The following is a 17,917-nucleotide window of genomic DNA, read 5'->3' on the forward strand; positions in this document are numbered from 1 at the left end:
GGTTTAAAGTACAGCCAAGAAGATGGGTTGTAGAAAGGACTTTTGCTTGGGTTAATAGGAATAGAAGGCTATCGAAGGAGTATGATTTACTCACAACATCCACTGAGAATTTCATATACCTAGCTATGAGTAGGGTTATGTTAAAGAGGGAATATGCTTGAATTTACTTGTTTCCGGACAACCTCCTATAGTATTTTCTAAAACGAATGATAAACGTCTAAAATGGTATTACCAACTAAAAGGTGTAAGTTTGTACATTGATGCATTAGAGGTCTGAGGCGACTTTTGATGGTGTGCCAACAATGCTCTATCGGATTTAGATCTTACTATTACCCACAAATATAAATGTTTGTTGCATAGCTCTTAATGGCATAACTTTTGCTTGAAATAACTGTTTATATGGTGCAATTTACAGCTTTTAGTTGCTAAAATTATAACTCTTAGTTTAATAATTTTAATCTAATAAGCTTTCAGGTTAATAAAATTAAATTATTTGAGTAAATACAATACTATGTTTTTATTTGTGGGTAATAGTAAGGCTTAAAGCAAAATGTAGTACGAACGGTAGGTGGATCTAAAAGATCGAATTACAATCCTGTATACAGCATTTTGCATTATTGTTTGATTATATTTATAGGTACAAAAATGGCTAGAATAATTTTCATGGGAGTAGATGTTTCCAAGGAAGCATTGGACATCTCAATTAATGGCAAGCATAAGCGCATAGCAAACGTGAGTGATGCTATATCTAAGTTTATAGAAACAAATATAGTCGATTTACCCATCAAGTTATGTGTAAGCTGGTGGCTATGAAAAGCTCATTATAAAATTGTTGCAAGATAACTGTCCATAAAGCTCACCCGAATCGGGTATATGCATTTGCCAAAGCTTGCAATCATTTTGCAAAAACTGACAAGTTAGATGCTAAATTACTGGAAAATACGCTGAATTTGTCAGTAAAGACGGTGAAGTAAAAGGATGTATAATTTCACAAAAGCAAGAGGAATTAAAGGAGCTGGGGGCAGTTGAGCGTAATTTAAATGATGCAATTCATGCAAACAAGTGTCGCCTGCAAAGTGCGACGGGAAAAGCTAGAGAATACATAGAAAGACAGATAGGGTTTGCTGAAAAACAATTGAAAGAAATTAGGCAAGACATAGAAGACGCAATAGCTGAATTGAAAGGAAAAAATGAGCTTTTAATCAGCTATAAAGGTATTGGATCAAAGACGGCGAGCGTTCTACTGACAGAGGTGCCTGAGCTTGGTAGATTAGAGAATAGAGAAATTGCATGCTTAGTTGGAGTTGCACCTAAAACTAGTGAAAGTGGAAGAAAAGTTGGCAAAGCTCAAATCAAAGGAGGCAGGTTTTATGCAAGGAAAGCACTATACATGTCAGCTCTTGTTGCTATGCGCCACAACAGAAAAATGAAAGCGTTTTATCAGCGTTTGGTTGATTCTGGCAAAGCTGCTAAGGTTGCATTAGTTGCTGTCATGAGAAAAATTATCGTTTGTTTAAATGCCATGATAAAAAATAACAACTTTTATCTTGACTCTTAAGACGGTAGATGACAGACCATTGATTGTATGGGTTCCATCTGTTATATATAATCTTTTTGAATACGAAGAAAACTGATGAATGAGTATGATATTACGGTTATAGGTAGCGGTCCTGGTGGTTATATAGCGGCAATTAGGGCGGCACAGCTTGGGTTTAAAACTGCAATTGTGGAAAAAGAAAAAAATTTAGGCGGTATATGCTTAAATTGGGGATGTATACCAACAAAATCACTGCTTAGAGCATCTGAGGTTTATAGGCTAATAAAAAGATCAAAAGAGTTTGGTATAGAAGTAAAGGGAGCGAATTTTGATATACAATCAATAGTGAAATACTCAAGAAACGTTGTTGATAAATTGTCAAGCGGTGTTGCATATTTGATGAAAAAAAATAATATCAAAGTTCATCAAGGTTTTGGTAAACTTGCAGGCAATGGTACTATAAAAGTCGTTAGCGATAAGGAAGAACAAGAAATTGTTTCCAAGCATATCATTTTAGCAACAGGCGTGAGGGCACGGAATCTGCCTGGAATAGAGGCAGATGGAGATTTAATATGGAATGCGCAGCACGCTATGACTCCAGAGAGATTACCAAAATCGCTACTAATTATAGGGTCTGGTGCAATTGGAATAGAATTTGCAAGTTTTTATAGTACTTTGGGGGTTGATGTAACAATCATAGAGATAAAGAGCACTATTTTGCCGCTGGAGGATAAGGACATTTCAGATTTAGCACAAGAAATATTCACAAAACAGGGGATAAAAATATATACAAACAGTAGCGTAAAAGCTCTTACTAAAAGTAAAGACTCTGCTCAAGTGCTACTAAGTAGTGGTGAGAGCAAAGAATTTGAGAGGGTGATTGTTGCGGTTGGAATTCAAGCAAATATTGAAAATATAGGTTTAGAAAATACAAAAATTAAATTAAGCCCTTCTGGCTTTATTGAAACGAATGAATGGTATGAAACTAGTGAATCAAATGTGTATGCAATAGGTGATGTAGCTGGCCCACCATGTTTAGCACATAAAGAGAGCCATGAAGCCGTGATCTGCATTGAAAAGATTGCTGGTAAAAATGCTCATGCGTTAAAAAAAGAATGCATACCAAATTGCACTTATTCTCATCCACAAATAGCGAGCATCGGCCTTACTGAGGAACAGGCAATAAAAGGTGGGTATGATATAAAAATAGGAAAATTTCACTCTAACTTTAATGGTAAATCTGTTGCACTCAGTGAAACTGAAGGGTTAGTGAAAACGATTATAGATAAAAAAACCGGAGAAATTCTGGGTAGCCACATGATAGGTGCAGAAGTAACGGAGTTAATTAGCAATTTTGCTCTTGCAAAGCAACTAGAAGGAACAGACTTCGACATAAAATCTACGATTTTTCCTCATCCAACCATTTCAGAGATGATACATGAATCAGTGCTTGCTGCAGATGTTAAATAGTTGAACTAACGTTCCATCGTTTTAGAGTTGTCAATGTCTTGAGTAGTAGTTTGATTAGGCACTTTAGTTTCAATAGATTGATGACCACCAGCATCAGAATTCTGTAACTCTTCTTTCAATCCCTTAGCTGCTTCTTTAACTTCAAGCTTTGCCTTTGGATGAAGATCTTCTGGGCCTTTTCCTTTAGTATCCAAACCTTGTTGTAGATTAGTGCTTTTCATTTTATTATGCTGCTCGTGCTCAGGTAGGTCAACGACCGAATTGAAAAGAATTTTTATTATATTTTTTAGCAGTTCTAAAAAACCTCCGCTTCTGCCTTCTCTTTGTTCTTGAGGTTTATTTTTCTCATTAGGTCCTTTTTTACTATTACTTTTAGGCATTTTTAACTCAACTATCATAACGCTTAATAAAATTCTACGTGCAAATTGTTAAATAACAGTTAACAATCTAGGATTTATTATTTACAGATGGATATTATTTTAGCAACAGGTGGCACAGGTGGGCATATCTTTCCGGCCATAGCTTTAGCAAAAGCACTAAAGACACAAGGATACAATTGCATATTATTCACTGATAAAAAAACAAATAAAAATACCGACATAGAAAGCTACACCTTACCATTACGTAGACCAAGCAGCAACAAATTTAAGCTTTTCCTTTTCTTGATATACAGCTCTATGTTAGCACTGTATCAAGTAAGAAAATTAAAACCAAAATCGGTCATTGGTTTTGGTAGCTATGCTTCTTTTCCAACTCTTCTTGCAGCAAGAGTTCTTTCTATACCTATAATTTTACATGAACAAAACACAGTTTTAGGGAGAGTAAATAGATTCTTTTTCAAGAGTGCAAAATTAATTGCAACCAGCTTTCCGGAGACTAAATATGCAGAGGGCAATAAATGTATTTTTACAGGAAATTTTGTTGATATAAAAGCACAGAGCCATTCTAGCACTGAGAAAATCCTAAATATATTGGTCATAGCAGGCAGCCAAGGTGCAAATTTTTTTGATGATGTAGTAAGCAGCGTAATTTGTGATTTACCTATTAAAATGAAAAAGAAAATTAGAGTGACGCAGCAATGTACGAAGAAAAATGTAAACAAGGTCAAAAGTCTATACAAAAGTGAAAAGATCGATTGTGAATTGAGTGAATTTTTTGATGATATGGAGAATAGACTGGCCAATGCTCACTTGGTAATTAGCAGAGCAGGAGCAACTTCAATAGCAGAGATCACTCTTGCTAGGCGTTCTGCTATATATATTCCTTACCCTTACTCAAAAGATAATCACCAATTTTATAACGCAAAATATATTGAAGACTCGAGAGCAGCTATAATAGTTAAGCAGAATAGTGAAGCAAAAAAAAATCTAACAGAGGTACTATTTGATCTATTAAATAATTCTCAAAAATTGCGTGATATGACCAATAGTACAGAAAAAACAGGGATAAAGAATGGGACTACTGAGTTTGTTAAGGTGATTGTTCACAGGTTTAGTTGATGGCTGCTTGCTTTTTCTTCAAACACGTCCCAAAGATCCTTTTCTAGCGATATATTATACAATTTATTGATATAAACTACTCCCGTGGGTGAAGTTGTGTTAATTTCGAGCAGGAAGTCATCTATAATATCAATACCAACAAATATTAGCCCTCTTTTCTTTAATTCAGGACCAATTTTGTTACATATTTCATTGTTTCTATCGTTCATTTGAGCGGGCTCAAAACTTGCTCCAAGTCGCATATTTGTTCTGATCTCTCCACTGATTTTTGGAATTCGTTTCATTACACCAATTGGTTGGCCATAAAGTAGCAATATTCTTTTATCTTTATCTATGTTTTTACAAAATGATTGTGCAATCACAGGGCATTCGTATTTTGCTATCATGAGATCCACTACTACTTGAATACTATTCTCATCTTGTATTCTTATCACATCGTTTCCTCCATAACTATACAATGGCTTCAGAATAATATCTTGATAGTTGTAGTAGAAATCTCTAATCATTGATATATTTTCAGTAATCAAAGTTGGCGGAATTAGTTCTGGAAATAATGAAGTTATCAATTTTTCAGGACAATTTCTTATTTCTGTTGGATTGTTAATTACCAATGCGCTAGTTTTTTCTAAGATATATGTTGTTGTAATGTAACGCATATCAAAAGGTGGATCCTGTCTGATAAATATGATGTTCATTTCATTCAAGTTGATAGCTACATCTTTTTTGGAGATAAAACTAAAATCATCAACGCTGACTTTCTGAGCAAAAGCAATTGGATAGTTTAGCTTTAGTGCTAAATTATCAGGAGTATAAACAAAAATTTCATACCCCCTCCTTTGTGCTTCTTTTATTAGCGCAAATGTAGTATCAGTTTCAAAATTTATATTTTCATCCATCTGAAAGGCAATTTTCATTTATGTTCTCTACCTATTGTCACAACTGTACAAATGTTATAATTTGAAAGCGATTTTTGCCTAATGGCGTAACTTACTGTACCTGTATCGTACATAACTTACAACTTGTTTTACTCCCTTTACTTTTCTTGCAATTGCTATTACAGCTTTTAATTCCGCTTTATTTTGGGCTATACCCATCAAATAAACAACTCTATCAACCGTATTAACGCTATAATTAATTGACTTAATATTTCTTTTTCCCAGGAGTCTTGTTCTTATTTCCGCTGTTATCATGCCATCTACAGTGGTGTCTAGCATGGAAGCCATTTGAATTGGTATTACTCTTATTTCATTTATCACTTCTTTAATTTCTTTTTGCTGCCAAGCTATTTTTTCTGCTGTAAGTTGTTTTTCAGGAGTGTCAACACTTCCAATGAGCAATACTCTTCCTTCACTTACTTTAACCTTTATGGATGAAAATAGCCCATGTTTTAAGAGCCCCTTATTAATTCTGATGACCATAGTCGTATCATCAATGATATTTCCCAAGGATTTGTCCTGCATTGTTATTGCTGTTGCTGCCGCTGTAGCCACCACACCACCTATTATAAGGGTTGTGCAACCACTTTGTGTAATCAAAAAAATTGCGAGTAAGAAGCTTGTTATTAATCTCATTATTGATTTTCAGGGTTTAGAGCTTTCATTAAGAAATGTTAATAAGCTTTTTTGATTGTGTAAATACCATAAATTAAGTAAGACTTTAAACCTTGAATATTTTTAATGGAATACCTATAATAGGGTACTAAAAATTTCTTGCGGATATGGCGGAATTGGTAGACGTGCCAGGTTTAGGTCCTGGTGAGCTTGCTCGTGGGGGTTCAAGTCCCTCTATCCGCACTTTAAAGTCATGTAACTTAGGTTTTAAGGGAAAATTTATAATCACTAAATACACTTTTGTTTGTGTAAAAACCTGTTCTTAAGGATTGTGTTTAACTTAAATTCTGGTAAAATGACTCTATTAAGATATGAATTAAAATGTTAATAAATGAATTATGATGTCTAATAATATACCTCAAAATACAGTCGAAGTAAGTAGCGTATATACCTACAAAGAGCTTAGTATAGATAAACTAAAGTATGAGTATGAAATCACAGTTGGTAGTGATTATATAAAACAAAAGGTAAATTCCAGGTTGCAAGAGATAGCAGAAAATGCAAAATCACCTGGATTTAGGGCTGGAAAGATGCCCTATGACCTTGTTGTTGCAAATTATAAAAACGAGGCTTTGGAATATGTGATAAATAATACAATTGATTATTGCTCAAGTGATTTGATGAAAAAAATTGAAGTCAAGTCTCACATTTATCCTAAGGTTGATGTTATATCATTACCAGATCTGGGCAAAGAAAATGAGGAGGGCAATTTTGTATACAAGCTATCTTTTGAGTCGATGCCTGAAGTACCAGTGATAGATCTTGACAAAATAAACTTAAAGAAAATTGAAGCAAAGATTGAAGAGGAAGATATAAAAGAATTTATTGATTCTATTAAAACAAAGTTCCCCAATTTCGCCTCTGTTGATGATGCTTCTTATCAAGCGAAAGATGGGGATAAATTGATAATTGATTTTGAAGGGCGGATTAGGAATAAGCTCTTTCAAGGTGGAAGTAGCAAAAATTTTGCCGTTGATTTAGGGTCTGGCACATTTATTAATGGTTTTGAAGATCAATTAACTGGTATGAAAAAGGGAGAAACAAAGAACTTTAAGTTGAAATTTCCTGAAAATTACCAAGCCATTTCCCTTGCAGGACAGGAAGCTGATTTTTCTGTGCGAGTTAATGAGATTCAAATTGCCAAAGATTTTGAAAATGATGATGAAATAGCTAAGAGTATTGGGTTTAAAGATTATTCTTTGCTAATAAATCATGCAAAAAAAATGATTGGTGATCAGTGCACCGAAATGAGAAATCTCTTAATTAAAAAGGAGCTGTTTGATTATTTGGATGCTAATTATAGTTTTGATTTACCCACAGACATAGTAAAACAGGAGCAACAAAGAATGGAAGGAGAATTGGGTGCTCAAAATGATTCTCGTAAAGAAGCTGAAAAACGTGTAAAGCTTGCTATGTTATTTATGAAATTTAGTGCAGAACATAAAATATCATTAACTCAAAATGATGTTTTGAGTGTTATTGTAAATCAATATGTCAGTAAAGATGTGCAATTTGACAGAGTACTTAAGCATTTTGAATCAAATAAACAATTTCAAGAATTAGTTAGAGGGCAAGCGCTTGAGTATAAAGTGACAGATTATATAATAGAAAAAGTTAGTAAAGAAGAGCAGATTGTTTCTGTGAAAGAATTAAAGGAATTATTTGATAATATTTAATAGGGAAAGGTATGACTCTTATACCAATTGTAGTTGAACAAACTAGTCGCGGTGAGCGCGCTTATGACATATATTCAAGACTAGTGAAAGAAAGAATAATTTTTGTAACAGGTCCTATTGAAGACAATATGGCCAGTGTAATAGTAGCACAGCTTTTATTTTTAGAATCGGAAAATCCCGATAAAGACATTTGTATGTACATCAACTCACCAGGTGGTGTTGTAACTGCTGGTTTGTCGATCTACGATACAATGCAGTATATAAACCCAGACGTTTCAACTTTATGTATAGGTCAAGCTGCGTCTATGGGTTCTTTATTGCTTGCAGCTGGTACAAAAGGTAAGCGCTACTCTCTACCTCATTCAAGAATTATGATACATCAGCCATCTGGTGGTTATCATGGTCAAGCAACTGATATAGAAATACATGCTAATGAAATTTTGCGGGTTAAGAAAAAACTAAATCAAATTTATGAAAAACATACTGGAAATTCACTGAAGAAAATTGAAGGAATGATGGAAAGAGATAAATTCATGGATCCTGAAGAAGCAAGGAAAATTGGCTTAATTGACAGGGTGATAGCTGAGCGTACAGATATTGAAATTGAAAATATTAAAGTTAAACAAAAGGTGGGTTAATGGATAACAATAATGATTTACACTACTGTTCTTTTTGCAACAAGGCGCAAGATGAAGTAGATAAATTGATTACTAACTCTTCGGATGGTTTAAAAGTGTTTATTTGTAATGAGTGCATAGAATTATCCCATAAAGCAATAAGTCAAAAGAAAGATAGATCTTTTAATTCAGATCGTATATCTGATATGAAGCTATTACTAAAGAAACCTGAGGATATAAAAAACTTTCTCAGCAAGCATGTTGTAGGTCAAGAACACGCGCAACACGTTTTATCTGTAGCTATGTATAACCATTGTCAATCCATGGTACAATTTCATGCTATAAGTGATATTGAAATCGAGAAGTCAAATATAATGCTTATTGGTCCCACTGGTTCTGGTAAGACTTTGCTAGCCAAAACACTTGCTAAAGTTTCAGATGTGCCATTTGCTATGGCTGATGCGACAACTTTAACTGAGGCAGGTTATGTGGGTGATGATGTAGAAAGCGTGTTGTCGCGTTTATTACAAGCTGCAAATTATGACGTTGTAAAAGCACAGCGTGGTATAGTGTTTATAGATGAAATAGACAAAATTACAAGAAAATCTGAAAGCACTTCAATAACCCGTGACGTTTCAGGTGAAGGGGTCCAGCAAGCTCTGCTTAAGATTATGGAGGGTACAGTTGCTTATGTTCCGCCACAAGGAGGGCGAAAACACCCACAACAAGAGTTTATACAAGTGGATACTAGTAACATACTGTTTATTTGTGGAGGAGCTTTTGAAAGCCTCGATAAAATTATTGAAGCGAGAAAAAAGGGAACGTCAGTTGGCTTTGGAGCAGATATAAGTCAGTCTAAAGAGCAAAAGAAAAAGAATGCTTTACATGATGTTCAACCTGAAGATTTAATCAAATTCGGTTTAATACCCGAATTTGTAGGGCGGGTTCCAATAACTGCTGTTTTAGATGAGCTGGATCATGAAGATTTAATACATGTGTTGACAGAGCCAAGGAATGCACTAATAAAACAGTACAAAGCATTGCTTGCGTTTAGCAAAGTAAACCTTGAGTTTTCAGATGAAGCAATATCAGCTATTGCTAAAAAGGCTATAAGCTACAAAACAGGTGCAAGAATGTTACGTGCTATCTTGGAGTCACTTTTGCTTGACATTATGTATACATCTGGAAACGGAGGCTTTGAAGGTAGCACTATAGTAATCACTAAGAAAATGGTAGAATTAGGAAAAGCAACGGTTAATCATAATAACAATGGCAATGTTATAACGGTTAATGATTAATTTGAGGCATATATTATGAACATTGAACGTGCTGTAAGCTCTAGTTTTACTGCATTGCCAGTATTACCTTTAAGAGATGTAGTAATTTTTCCAAATATAATGGTGCCTTTATTCATAGGCAGAGAAAAATCTGTTAATGCACTAGAGTATGCAATAAGTAGTAGTAATCACCAAAATGAGATTTTTCTTGTAGCACAGAAAGATGGCTCTGTTGATCATCCAGAGCCTGAAGATCTTTATGAAGTAGGTGTGTTAGCAAGCATTGTACAACCGTTAATAAAATTACCTGACAATGTAGTAAAAGTTATAATCCGGGGGATAAGAAGGGGAAGAGTTGTAGAATATATTAGCTCTCATACTTTATTACAAGCCAGGGTAGAGTTAGACAATTATTATAAAGAAGATGAAGACAATATTGATTTAGAAGCTTTAAGGCGGTCTGTTGTAGACGCGTTCGATAGCTGGTGTAAGCTAAACAAGAAAAATCAACCCGAGGTTGCCATTAACTCCATTGATCAAATCAAAGAAGTTGATCAACTTGTAGACACGGTAGCTTCACATTTAAATATAAAAGTATCAGATAAACAAAGTATACTTGAGGCTTATGACCCAGAAGAGCGTTTAAAAAAAGCTTTTGCTTTTATTGAGAGAGAAATGAGTATTTTGAACGCACAAAACCGTTTATATAAGACAATTAAATCGCAAGTTGAAAGCACTCAGAAAGTTTACTACCTTAACGAGCAATTGAAAGCTATACAGAAAGAATTAGGCGAATTTGAGAATGGTGATGAAGGGAATATACTCAATGAATTTGAAAAAAAGATAAATGAAACAAAGCTTTCTCAGGAAGCAAGAGAGAAAGCTATAACTGATTTGAAGAGATACAAGAAAATGAATCCCATTTCTCCTGAAGCTACAGTTATATCTAGTTACTTGCATTGGTTGCTTGAGTTGCCATGGGGAAAGTACAAAGATGCAAAAATTAACTTAAATGCAGCTAAGAAAATCTTAGATGAAAATCATTATGGCATAGAGAAAGTAAAAGATAGAATAATAGAATTTTTAGCGGTATTAAAAAGAGTAAAAGAGATAAAAGGTCCTATACTTTGCTTAGTTGGACCGCCAGGTGTTGGTAAAACTTCTTTAGCTAAGTCTATGGCAAGAGCAGTAGGAAGAGATTTTGTTCGCATAGCTCTTGGTGGTGTGCGTGATGAGTCTGAGATACGAGGGCATAGGAAAACTTATATTGGCTCAATGCCTGGTAAAATCATTCAACACATGAAAAAAGCTAATTCATGCAACCCGCTTTTTCTGCTTGATGAAATAGATAAGATGGGTTCTGATTCGCGTGGCGATCCTGCGTCTGCATTACTTGAGGTTTTAGATACTGAGCACAATAAACACTTTACGGATCATTACTTGGAAGTTGAGTTTGATCTTTCAAGTGTAATGTTTGTAGCTACGGCAAACAGCTTAAATTTACCACATCCTTTGCGTGATAGGATGGAAATTATACAATTGTCCGGGTATACTGAAGATGAAAAAATCAGTATTGCTACACACCACCTTATTCCGAAGTTAAAGAAGGAGCATGGTTTGTATCAGAAGGAATGGGACATAACTAATGAGGCGTTATACGAGTTGATACGTTTATATACACGTGAAAGTGGTGTGCGGAGTATGGAAAGGGAGCTTGCAAAGCTCATGAGAAAGGCAGTTAAAGAAATATTGACTGATAAAAATAAGAAAATATCCGTAGGGGTTGACAATTTACAAGATTATTTAGGGGTACGTAAATATACCTTTGGCATTGCGGAAAATGAGAGTTTAGTAGGAATAGTAACTGGGCTCGCCTATACTGAAACAGGTGGTGATATTTTGATGATAGAATCAGTCCTAATTCCGGGCAAGGGAGAAATAAAATACACAGGAAAGCTTGGAGAGGTTATGCAAGAATCTATAAAAGCTGCGTATAGTTATATTCGATCAAATTGTTTGTTTTTTGGTATAAAGCCCGAAAAATTCCAAAATAATGATATACATTTGCATGTACCTGAGGGTGCTGTACCAAAAGATGGCCCTTCTGCTGGCGGCGCGGTATGTACGTCTATTGTTTCTCTTATGACAAATATACCAGTTAACAAAAATGTTGCTATGACAGGCGAAGTGACATTGCGTGGTAGAGTTTTAGCTATCGGGGGCTTGAGAGAAAAATTGCTTGCAGCGCTCAGAGGATCAATCAAAACTGTGATTATACCAAGTGAAAATGAGAAAGATATGCAAGAAATTCCGGCAAGCATCAAAGAAGGGATCAACGTAGTTTTTGCTAAGAATATTGATGAAGTTATGAAAGTTGCTTTAATGCACCCTACTACTCCAATTAATGGTGATGATAATCAAAATAGTGTGCCTTCCTCTATAGAAAATAAAGATGATACTTTTCCTATATCGGAAACATTGAAGCATTAGATTAAGAAAATATTATCAATCTCCATTTCTCTTTTATCCGGCAAGAATCTACCAGCTTGTGCATTCCATAAGGATATGACTTGCTTTGTTGTTATGTCATTCATATTTTTTACTGATTCTATCTCCCAGTTTTATTCAAGTAGATGATATATTATAATAGTCCTTTTCATGGAAACCTTTTCTGGTAGATTGCTTTCTAGAAAAACCTTGGTCAAGGTGCTAACTGTGGTTTATAATAATATAAATCATATCATAGTTGATTTGCGTTTATCAGAGCTGGAGTAGAGGTATGTTTTATCTTACAAATTTTTTGCCTATTTTACTGTTCCTATTTCTTTTTGTAGGAAGTGGTATATATTTTACTATTCTTGGCGTGTCAAATGCTTTTTATCAGTTATCTCCACTGGTAGCCATTGTTCCTGCCATAGCTCTGGGTTGGGTTTTATACAAGGGCAATACTGAAGAAAAAATGTATGCCTTTCTAGATGGGGTAAGAGATCGTAATATTATCACTATGTGTATCATTTTCTTACTTGCAGGTGCATTCAGTGAAGTAACTAAAGCAATCGGTAGTGCTGATGCCACAGTTAATTTGGCTCTTTCATTTATACCAACACAATTTTTACTCATAGGATTATTTTTTGTAGCAGCTTTCATCTCCACTGCTATTGGTACATCAATGGGCACCATTGCAACAATTGCTCCTATTGCAGTTGAACTGACACAAGCTGGGATTTCTCCTTCCTTAGGAGTTGCAACCGTTGTAGGAGGAGCAATGTTTGGCGACAATTTATCTATTATCTCTGATACTACAATTGCATCTGTGATGTCTCAAAAGGCTGATATAAAGAAAAAATTAAAACTGAATGCAAAAGTGGCACTAATTGCTTCTATATTCACAATAATTATATTATTTTATAGCTCAAGCAATAGTGCTGCTATTTCAGTTAAGGAGTATTCTTTATTGCTTGTGACTCCTTACATAATACTTATATTGCTTGCAAACTTTGGAATAAATGTATTTACGGCATTGGTTTTAAGCATAACTTTTGCTGGAATCATTGGATTTATAAATAACAACAATCATGGTTTATTGTTTTTAAGCCAAAACATCACCAAAGGGTTTATGAGTATGCATGAAATTATGCTACTGTCATTGATGGTTGGCGGGCTTTCAGGACTGGTAGGTAAAAATTCTAAGGAGCTTGCAGATAAACTTTCATCTTGGGTTATGATACAACGTGGTGGACAAAAAACTGCGCAATTATTTATTGCAAAAATAGTCAGCATATTTGATATTTTACTTGCAAATAACACCATCGCTATAATTTTTAGTGGTGAAATTGCTAGAGATATTGCTAAGAAATATGAAATACCGCCTCACTATAGTGCAGCATGGCTAGGCATATTTTCTTGTGTATTTCAAGGATTAATACCGTATGGCGCTCAATTGCTTTTGGCTAGCACTATTGCTGGAGTTTCACCTTTGGCAGTCGTGCCACACGTATACTATTGCTATGTTTTAGGTATTATTGCAGTGTTATATATTGTATTGAACAAAATTGAGAAAAAAGATTGTGCTTAATATACAAGACAACGCTCCGCTCTGTAGAAAATGGATGTTCTTGGCAGTATGTGCTCTTGCTTGCTCTGGGTTACTGTCAATAATTGTTATTTTTCTACGATTGCCTTTTATCTCCTCTCTTGTTCCTTCTGCACAATATATTTTTGATAATGCGCTGGTAATACACGTGAACTTGTCAATTTTAGTGTGGATGTGCTCTATAATATCTCTGCTCTTTATCATAAACCTACAAAATACCAATAGTTGGTTTAACTTTTCATGGGTTCTATCAACCCTTTCGATGCTGCTCATGTTTATATCCGCATTCGTTCCAAACACTGAAGTTATCAAAAGTAACTATATTCCCGTATTACAAAACAAATTATTTTTACTTGGACTCAGTTTATTTATTGCCAGTATATTAGTAAATACAATGCTAGCATACACATCAAAAAAAGAGGTTTCATTTCTCTCTGTTGGGCAAATTGGGCTAGTTATTATACTTGTATCGTCATTTCTTTGCTTTGTTTTAGCATATAATAATATGCCTCCAGGTCTATATCACTCAGATAATAATTTATTTTACGAATATCTCTTTTGGGGAGGCGGACATTTATTGCAGTTTACTTTTACTCAAGGAATGTTTTTAGTCTATTTAATAATGCTAAGTTCCAATGATATTAGTTTAGCTTCAAACAATAAAATTACTATTTTACCACTATTTATAAACACGATTTTAGCTGTAGGCGCACCGTTTGTATATTTTGTTTATCCAGTTGATAGTGCCAAGTTAATACAGTTTTTTACTTGGCATATGAGGATTGCTGGAGCAGTTTTGCCGTGCTTTTTGATAATATTAGTGTGCTACAACATCAGAACTTTTATTAATGATAAAAGCAACTATTTATTACATTCATTTTTGTTGTTCACTTATGGAGATGTGCTCGGAGTGTTGACTATTGAAGGTAATGTCACGATTCCTGCTCATTATCACGGTTCTGTAGTTGGTATCACTATAGCTTTTATGAATTTTGTCTACTGGATGTTACCTAAATTAAACTTTAAAGAGATAAAAAGTTCCATGGTAAGATTACAGATTTATGCCTACAGTATAGGGCATTTTCTCCATATCACTGGCCTTGTGTGGCTTGGTGGATATGGTGCTTTAAGGAAGGTTGCAGATCTGCCAAGTATTTCGTCAATGTTAGCACGCACGTGCTTCATTATAGGTGGCGCTATATCAGTTGTTGGTGGAATGTTGTTCGTAATAATTGTGCTTTTACATCTGTTAAAAGGCAAAGCGCGTACCAACTGACCCATAGAAACAAAAAAAACTTCCTTGACAAACTCCGCCAGCCCCCTTATCATGAAACTGAAGCTATTTATTTATCTTCTCTGTACAGATTAAATGACAAAAAAACTCACGTATCTGGCGTCCCATGTTTAATTTTTTGCACTATGTGCACCTTATGTCTTTATAAAATTTCTAAGTTTTTACCTAATATAAGCTGAAATGCGCTTATAAAGCATTTAAAACATCAAAAAACGCCGATTTAAAAAATGGATAGTGAATAACTAGCTACCCTAGGGTTTCTTTTGCCTTTTTTTCTGTTTAGTAAATTTCTTAATGTTTATAATTTAGATTAGTTGCGGCTTAAAAGCAACTAAATCGCGGTTATTAAGCGTTTAGAATAAAAAAACGCCATACTTGAAAGTATAATGTAAGTAATTAGCCAACCACGGGGCTTCTTTTGCCTTTTTTTCATTTGGTAAATTTTTTAATATTTATACGGAAGGTAGCGCGTGACGCTGGAACCCCAAAAAAAGGATGACAGGAGAGGGAGGCTACTTGGATGACATCATAGGGGCACTGGGATGACACCATTCTTTTTCCTGGATCCAAATAGTCAAGGCACTGGAATGACAAAAAAAGGAGGCACTGGAACGACAAAGTGGAGTGTCTGCTTCTGTCATCCTATGATAGCTAAAAAGACCTGGTCACGCGCTGGAATGACACCGAAGGGGCTACTGCCCTCTTGGATGGAGACCAGTGTCAGCTACTTAGATGATACCTTTTTTCTACTTAGTTTAGGTTATGCAGAAGTCTAATACAATTATAGAACAAGCTTAAAAATTCTGGTAAAGTAGTTTTATTTACAAAGAAAGAATATGCTACTTGAAATTGAAAAGCGCAGCATAACAAATGCATTGTGGAAGTTGCAAGAAGCAGATCAAAGGCAAATCTTAACTCTTACACAGAGATTTGAGTTACCAGAAATATTAGCAAGAATATTGGTTACTCGTGGTGTTAACATAGAAAATGCAAGCGACTTCTTATATCCACTAATCAGATCGCTATTACCAGATCCCTTTCACCTTCTTGATATGGATAAAGCTGTTTCTCGTATAATACGGGCAATAAAAAATGATGAAAACCTTGCAATATTTGGTGACTATGATGTTGATGGTGCAACGTCGTCAGCATTGATTAACAGGTACCTGAGAGCAATCGATATACACTCTATAATCTACATTCCAGATCGTGTTGATGAGGGTTATGGATTAAACACAGATGCTTTATTACAACTTAAAAAGAATGGAATTGATTTATGTATTTCCGTTGATTGTGGTACGCTTGCATATCAACCAATAGAAGATGCAAAGGCTTTTGGTCTTGATATTATAGTTGTTGACCATCACCTTGGTACGGAAAAATTACCAAGCGCCGTAGCAGTTGTGAATCCAAACCGCCTTGATGAGAGCTCTCCTTATAATAACCTAGCAGCAGTTGGAGTGTCATTTCTGCTAATTGTTGCTCTTAATAAAAGCCTACGTGAGCAAGGATTTTTTACCAACAAAAAAGAACCAGATTTATTTGATCTGTTGGATTTGGTTGCCCTGGGAACTGTCTGTGATGTTATGCAGATCACAGGCCTCAATAGAGCACTTGTCTCACAAGGATTAAAAGTTATGTCAACAAGAAAAAACGTTGGCTTGCGTGTTTTATTTGATGCTTTGGGAATCCTTGAAAAACCAAGTGTTTCTCGATTAGGGTTTAGTATTGGGCCATGCATAAATGCTGGAGGAAGAATTGGAGAAGCATCGCTTGGTGCAAGGTTGCTTTCCACCGATGATGATGAAGAGGCACATTCAATCGCGCTAAAATTAATAGATTTGAATAATGCAAGAAAAGTGTTAGAAAATGAGGCTCTCTTGGAAGCTACAGCACAAGCGGAAAAGTCTGCCCAATCAGGTGCGAATTTTATAATGATAAGTGGCAATTGGCACCAGGGAATAATTGGTATAATTGCATCAAGGCTAAAGGAGCAGTTTCACTTGCCAACAGTAGTGATATCTTTAAATAATGGAATAGGAAAAGCAAGCTGTAGATCAATTTTGGGAGTTGATATCGGTGCTGCAGTCCTTTCCGCAAAGTTTATAAATTTGATTATTGAAGGTGGTGGCCATAGTATGGCGGCAGGATTTTCAATTAAAGAAGACAAAATAAATGATTTGCATGATTTTTTTACTGAAAGATTTTCAAACTCTATAAATGAGAAAACTTTAAAAGCTGATAGTATAGTAACTGCTAAAGCAATAAACTTATCTCTGTGGAACCAACTGCAACGCTTGGGACCATTTGGAGTTGGAAATCCTGAACCAAGGTTTATTATCCAAGGAGCAAAGATAAGAAAGCCTGAAGTTATAGGAGTTGACCATATAAAATGTTTTATTGCTGATGATAATGTTATGGTAAGAGCTATTGCATTTCGTTCTGCAAATACTCATCTTGGCTCTGCTATCATGCAGGGTAATGTTAAAGCTATTTTGGGTAAAATCTCTATGAATTACTGGAATGGCAATGAATTTGTACAATTTTTAATAGAAGATGTATTGACCATAAGTTGAGTGTATCTGTTCAGCAGAGTGGCAAAATAGGTAGACAAGATAAACCAAAAAATCGAGAAAAAGTGAGTTTACAACAACTGGTGTCATGAAATTATCTGACACTGATTTCCATCCAAGAGGGTGTCATCCCAGTGCTCCTATAATGTCATCCCAGTGCGTGACACTGGGATGACACCCTACTTAACCGTCATACCGCGATTCATTCGCGGTATCTCTTAGCCGCTAACAAGTAGCGGGATGACGAGCTTATCGTCATGCCACTGCGAAC

14 protein-coding genes, 1 tRNA gene and 1 pseudogene are annotated in these 17,917 nt (G+C 35.2%); 13 read left to right on the top strand and 3 right to left on the bottom strand.

The features are described 5' to 3' along the window. The 3 genes and pseudogenes from OZD64_RS04590 to lpdA form a co-directional block, all read left to right on the top strand. Nucleotides 1-161, top strand: a 161-nt coding sequence (locus OZD64_RS04590) for a transposase (RefSeq protein WP_274999147.1), incomplete at its 5' end; no start/stop codon positions are given. 484 nt (nucleotides 162-645) lie between these two features. Then, nucleotides 646-1,558, top strand: a pseudogene (locus OZD64_RS06890) (IS110 family transposase). Between the two features lie 75 nt (nucleotides 1,559-1,633). After that, on the top strand, nucleotides 1,634-3,007 hold the full coding sequence (gene lpdA / locus OZD64_RS04605) for a dihydrolipoyl dehydrogenase (protein ID WP_274999394.1): 1,374 nt from the start codon (nucleotides 1,634-1,636) through the stop codon (nucleotides 3,005-3,007). Between the two features lie 5 nt (nucleotides 3,008-3,012). Here lpdA and OZD64_RS04610 read toward each other — a convergent pair whose 3' ends face one another. Further along, complete coding sequence (locus OZD64_RS04610; RefSeq protein ID WP_274999396.1) at nucleotides 3,013-3,405, bottom strand: hypothetical protein; 393 nt, start codon at nucleotides 3,403-3,405, stop codon at nucleotides 3,013-3,015. A gap of 69 nt (nucleotides 3,406-3,474) precedes the next feature. Between OZD64_RS04610 and murG the strand changes: the two genes are divergently transcribed. Further along, nucleotides 3,475-4,506, top strand: coding sequence for an undecaprenyldiphospho-muramoylpentapeptide beta-N-acetylglucosaminyltransferase (gene murG / locus OZD64_RS04615; RefSeq protein WP_274979319.1), 1,032 nt, complete (start codon nucleotides 3,475-3,477; stop codon nucleotides 4,504-4,506). Here the strand turns inward: murG and gshB are convergent. Both gshB and OZD64_RS04625 read right to left on the bottom strand, forming a co-directional pair. Then, on the bottom strand, nucleotides 4,491-5,420 hold the full coding sequence (gene gshB, locus OZD64_RS04620; RefSeq protein ID WP_038198626.1) for a glutathione synthase: 930 nt from the start codon (nucleotides 5,418-5,420) through the stop codon (nucleotides 4,491-4,493). The genes murG and gshB overlap by 16 nt on opposite strands. Nucleotides 5,421-5,480: 60 nt before the next feature. Beyond that, nucleotides 5,481-6,077, bottom strand: coding sequence for a BON domain-containing protein (locus tag OZD64_RS04625; protein ID WP_010962515.1), 597 nt, complete (start codon nucleotides 6,075-6,077; stop codon nucleotides 5,481-5,483). A gap of 140 nt (nucleotides 6,078-6,217) precedes the next feature. Here OZD64_RS04625 and OZD64_RS04630 point away from each other — a divergent pair. From OZD64_RS04630 to recJ, 9 genes are all read left to right on the top strand, one after another. Further along, nucleotides 6,218-6,299 (top strand) — tRNA-Leu (locus OZD64_RS04630). Between the two features lie 158 nt (nucleotides 6,300-6,457). Continuing rightward, nucleotides 6,458-7,792, top strand: coding sequence for a trigger factor (gene tig / locus OZD64_RS04635; RefSeq protein ID WP_274999398.1), 1,335 nt, complete (start codon nucleotides 6,458-6,460; stop codon nucleotides 7,790-7,792). An 11-nt stretch (nucleotides 7,793-7,803) separates the two neighbouring features. Further along, entirely contained in the window at nucleotides 7,804-8,430 is a 627-nt protein-coding gene (gene clpP, locus OZD64_RS04640; protein WP_006280254.1) for an ATP-dependent Clp endopeptidase proteolytic subunit ClpP, read from the top strand. Continuing rightward, entirely contained in the window at nucleotides 8,430-9,707 is a 1,278-nt protein-coding gene (gene clpX, locus OZD64_RS04645) for an ATP-dependent Clp protease ATP-binding subunit ClpX (RefSeq protein WP_274999400.1), read from the top strand. Before clpP ends, clpX begins: the two co-directional genes overlap by 1 nt. 15 nt (nucleotides 9,708-9,722) lie before the next feature. Further along, nucleotides 9,723-12,176, top strand: a complete 2,454-nt coding sequence (gene lon / locus OZD64_RS04650) for an endopeptidase La (RefSeq protein ID WP_038198614.1) — start codon at nucleotides 9,723-9,725, stop codon at nucleotides 12,174-12,176. A gap of 289 nt (nucleotides 12,177-12,465) precedes the next feature. Next, nucleotides 12,466-13,761, top strand: coding sequence for a Na+/H+ antiporter NhaC family protein (locus tag OZD64_RS04655; RefSeq protein WP_010962510.1), 1,296 nt, complete (start codon nucleotides 12,466-12,468; stop codon nucleotides 13,759-13,761). A gap of 34 nt (nucleotides 13,762-13,795) precedes the next feature. Then, nucleotides 13,796-15,055 carry a cbb3-type cytochrome c oxidase subunit I gene (locus OZD64_RS04660; RefSeq protein ID WP_316659784.1) on the top strand — a complete coding sequence of 420 codons (1,260 nt, stop codon included), beginning with the start codon at nucleotides 13,796-13,798 and terminating at the stop codon, nucleotides 15,053-15,055. Between the two features lie 560 nt (nucleotides 15,056-15,615). Continuing rightward, nucleotides 15,616-15,849, top strand: coding sequence for a hypothetical protein (locus OZD64_RS04665; protein ID WP_010962507.1), 234 nt, complete (start codon nucleotides 15,616-15,618; stop codon nucleotides 15,847-15,849). A 60-nt stretch (nucleotides 15,850-15,909) separates the two neighbouring features. Next, nucleotides 15,910-17,649: a single-stranded-DNA-specific exonuclease RecJ gene (gene recJ, locus OZD64_RS04670; protein WP_010962506.1), complete on the top strand. Its 1,740-nt coding sequence runs from the start codon at nucleotides 15,910-15,912 to the stop codon at nucleotides 17,647-17,649. Nucleotides 17,650-17,917: the final 268 nt, after the last annotated feature.

Source organism: Wolbachia endosymbiont of Drosophila tristis (assembly GCF_028981745.1).
Taxonomy (GTDB): Bacteria; Pseudomonadota; Alphaproteobacteria; order Rickettsiales; family Anaplasmataceae; genus Wolbachia; species Wolbachia pipientis.

Bases quoted from the DNA above. Each gene is read 5' to 3' on its own strand.
- lpdA (WP_274999394.1), top strand. From the start codon at position 1,634: ATGAATGAGTATGATATTACGGTTATAGGTAGCGGTCCTGGTGGTTAT.
- recJ (WP_010962506.1), top strand. From the start codon at position 15,910: ATGCTACTTGAAATTGAAAAGCGCAGCATAACAAATGCATTGTGGAAG.
- OZD64_RS04660 (WP_316659784.1), top strand. From the start codon at position 13,796: ATGTTCTTGGCAGTATGTGCTCTTGCTTGCTCTGGGTTACTGTCAATA.
- OZD64_RS04655 (WP_010962510.1), top strand. From the start codon at position 12,466: ATGTTTTATCTTACAAATTTTTTGCCTATTTTACTGTTCCTATTTCTT.
- lon (WP_038198614.1), top strand. From the start codon at position 9,723: ATGAACATTGAACGTGCTGTAAGCTCTAGTTTTACTGCATTGCCAGTA.
- tig (WP_274999398.1), top strand. From the start codon at position 6,458: ATGTCTAATAATATACCTCAAAATACAGTCGAAGTAAGTAGCGTATAT.
- clpX (WP_274999400.1), top strand. From the start codon at position 8,430: ATGGATAACAATAATGATTTACACTACTGTTCTTTTTGCAACAAGGCG.
- clpP (WP_006280254.1), top strand. From the start codon at position 7,804: ATGACTCTTATACCAATTGTAGTTGAACAAACTAGTCGCGGTGAGCGC.
- OZD64_RS04665 (WP_010962507.1), top strand. From the start codon at position 15,616: ATGACACCATTCTTTTTCCTGGATCCAAATAGTCAAGGCACTGGAATG.
- murG (WP_274979319.1), top strand. From the start codon at position 3,475: ATGGATATTATTTTAGCAACAGGTGGCACAGGTGGGCATATCTTTCCG.
- OZD64_RS04625 (WP_010962515.1), bottom strand. From the start codon at position 6,077: ATGAGATTAATAACAAGCTTCTTACTCGCAATTTTTTTGATTACACAA.
- OZD64_RS04610 (WP_274999396.1), bottom strand. From the start codon at position 3,405: ATGATAGTTGAGTTAAAAATGCCTAAAAGTAATAGTAAAAAAGGACCT.
- gshB (WP_038198626.1), bottom strand. From the start codon at position 5,420: ATGAAAATTGCCTTTCAGATGGATGAAAATATAAATTTTGAAACTGAT.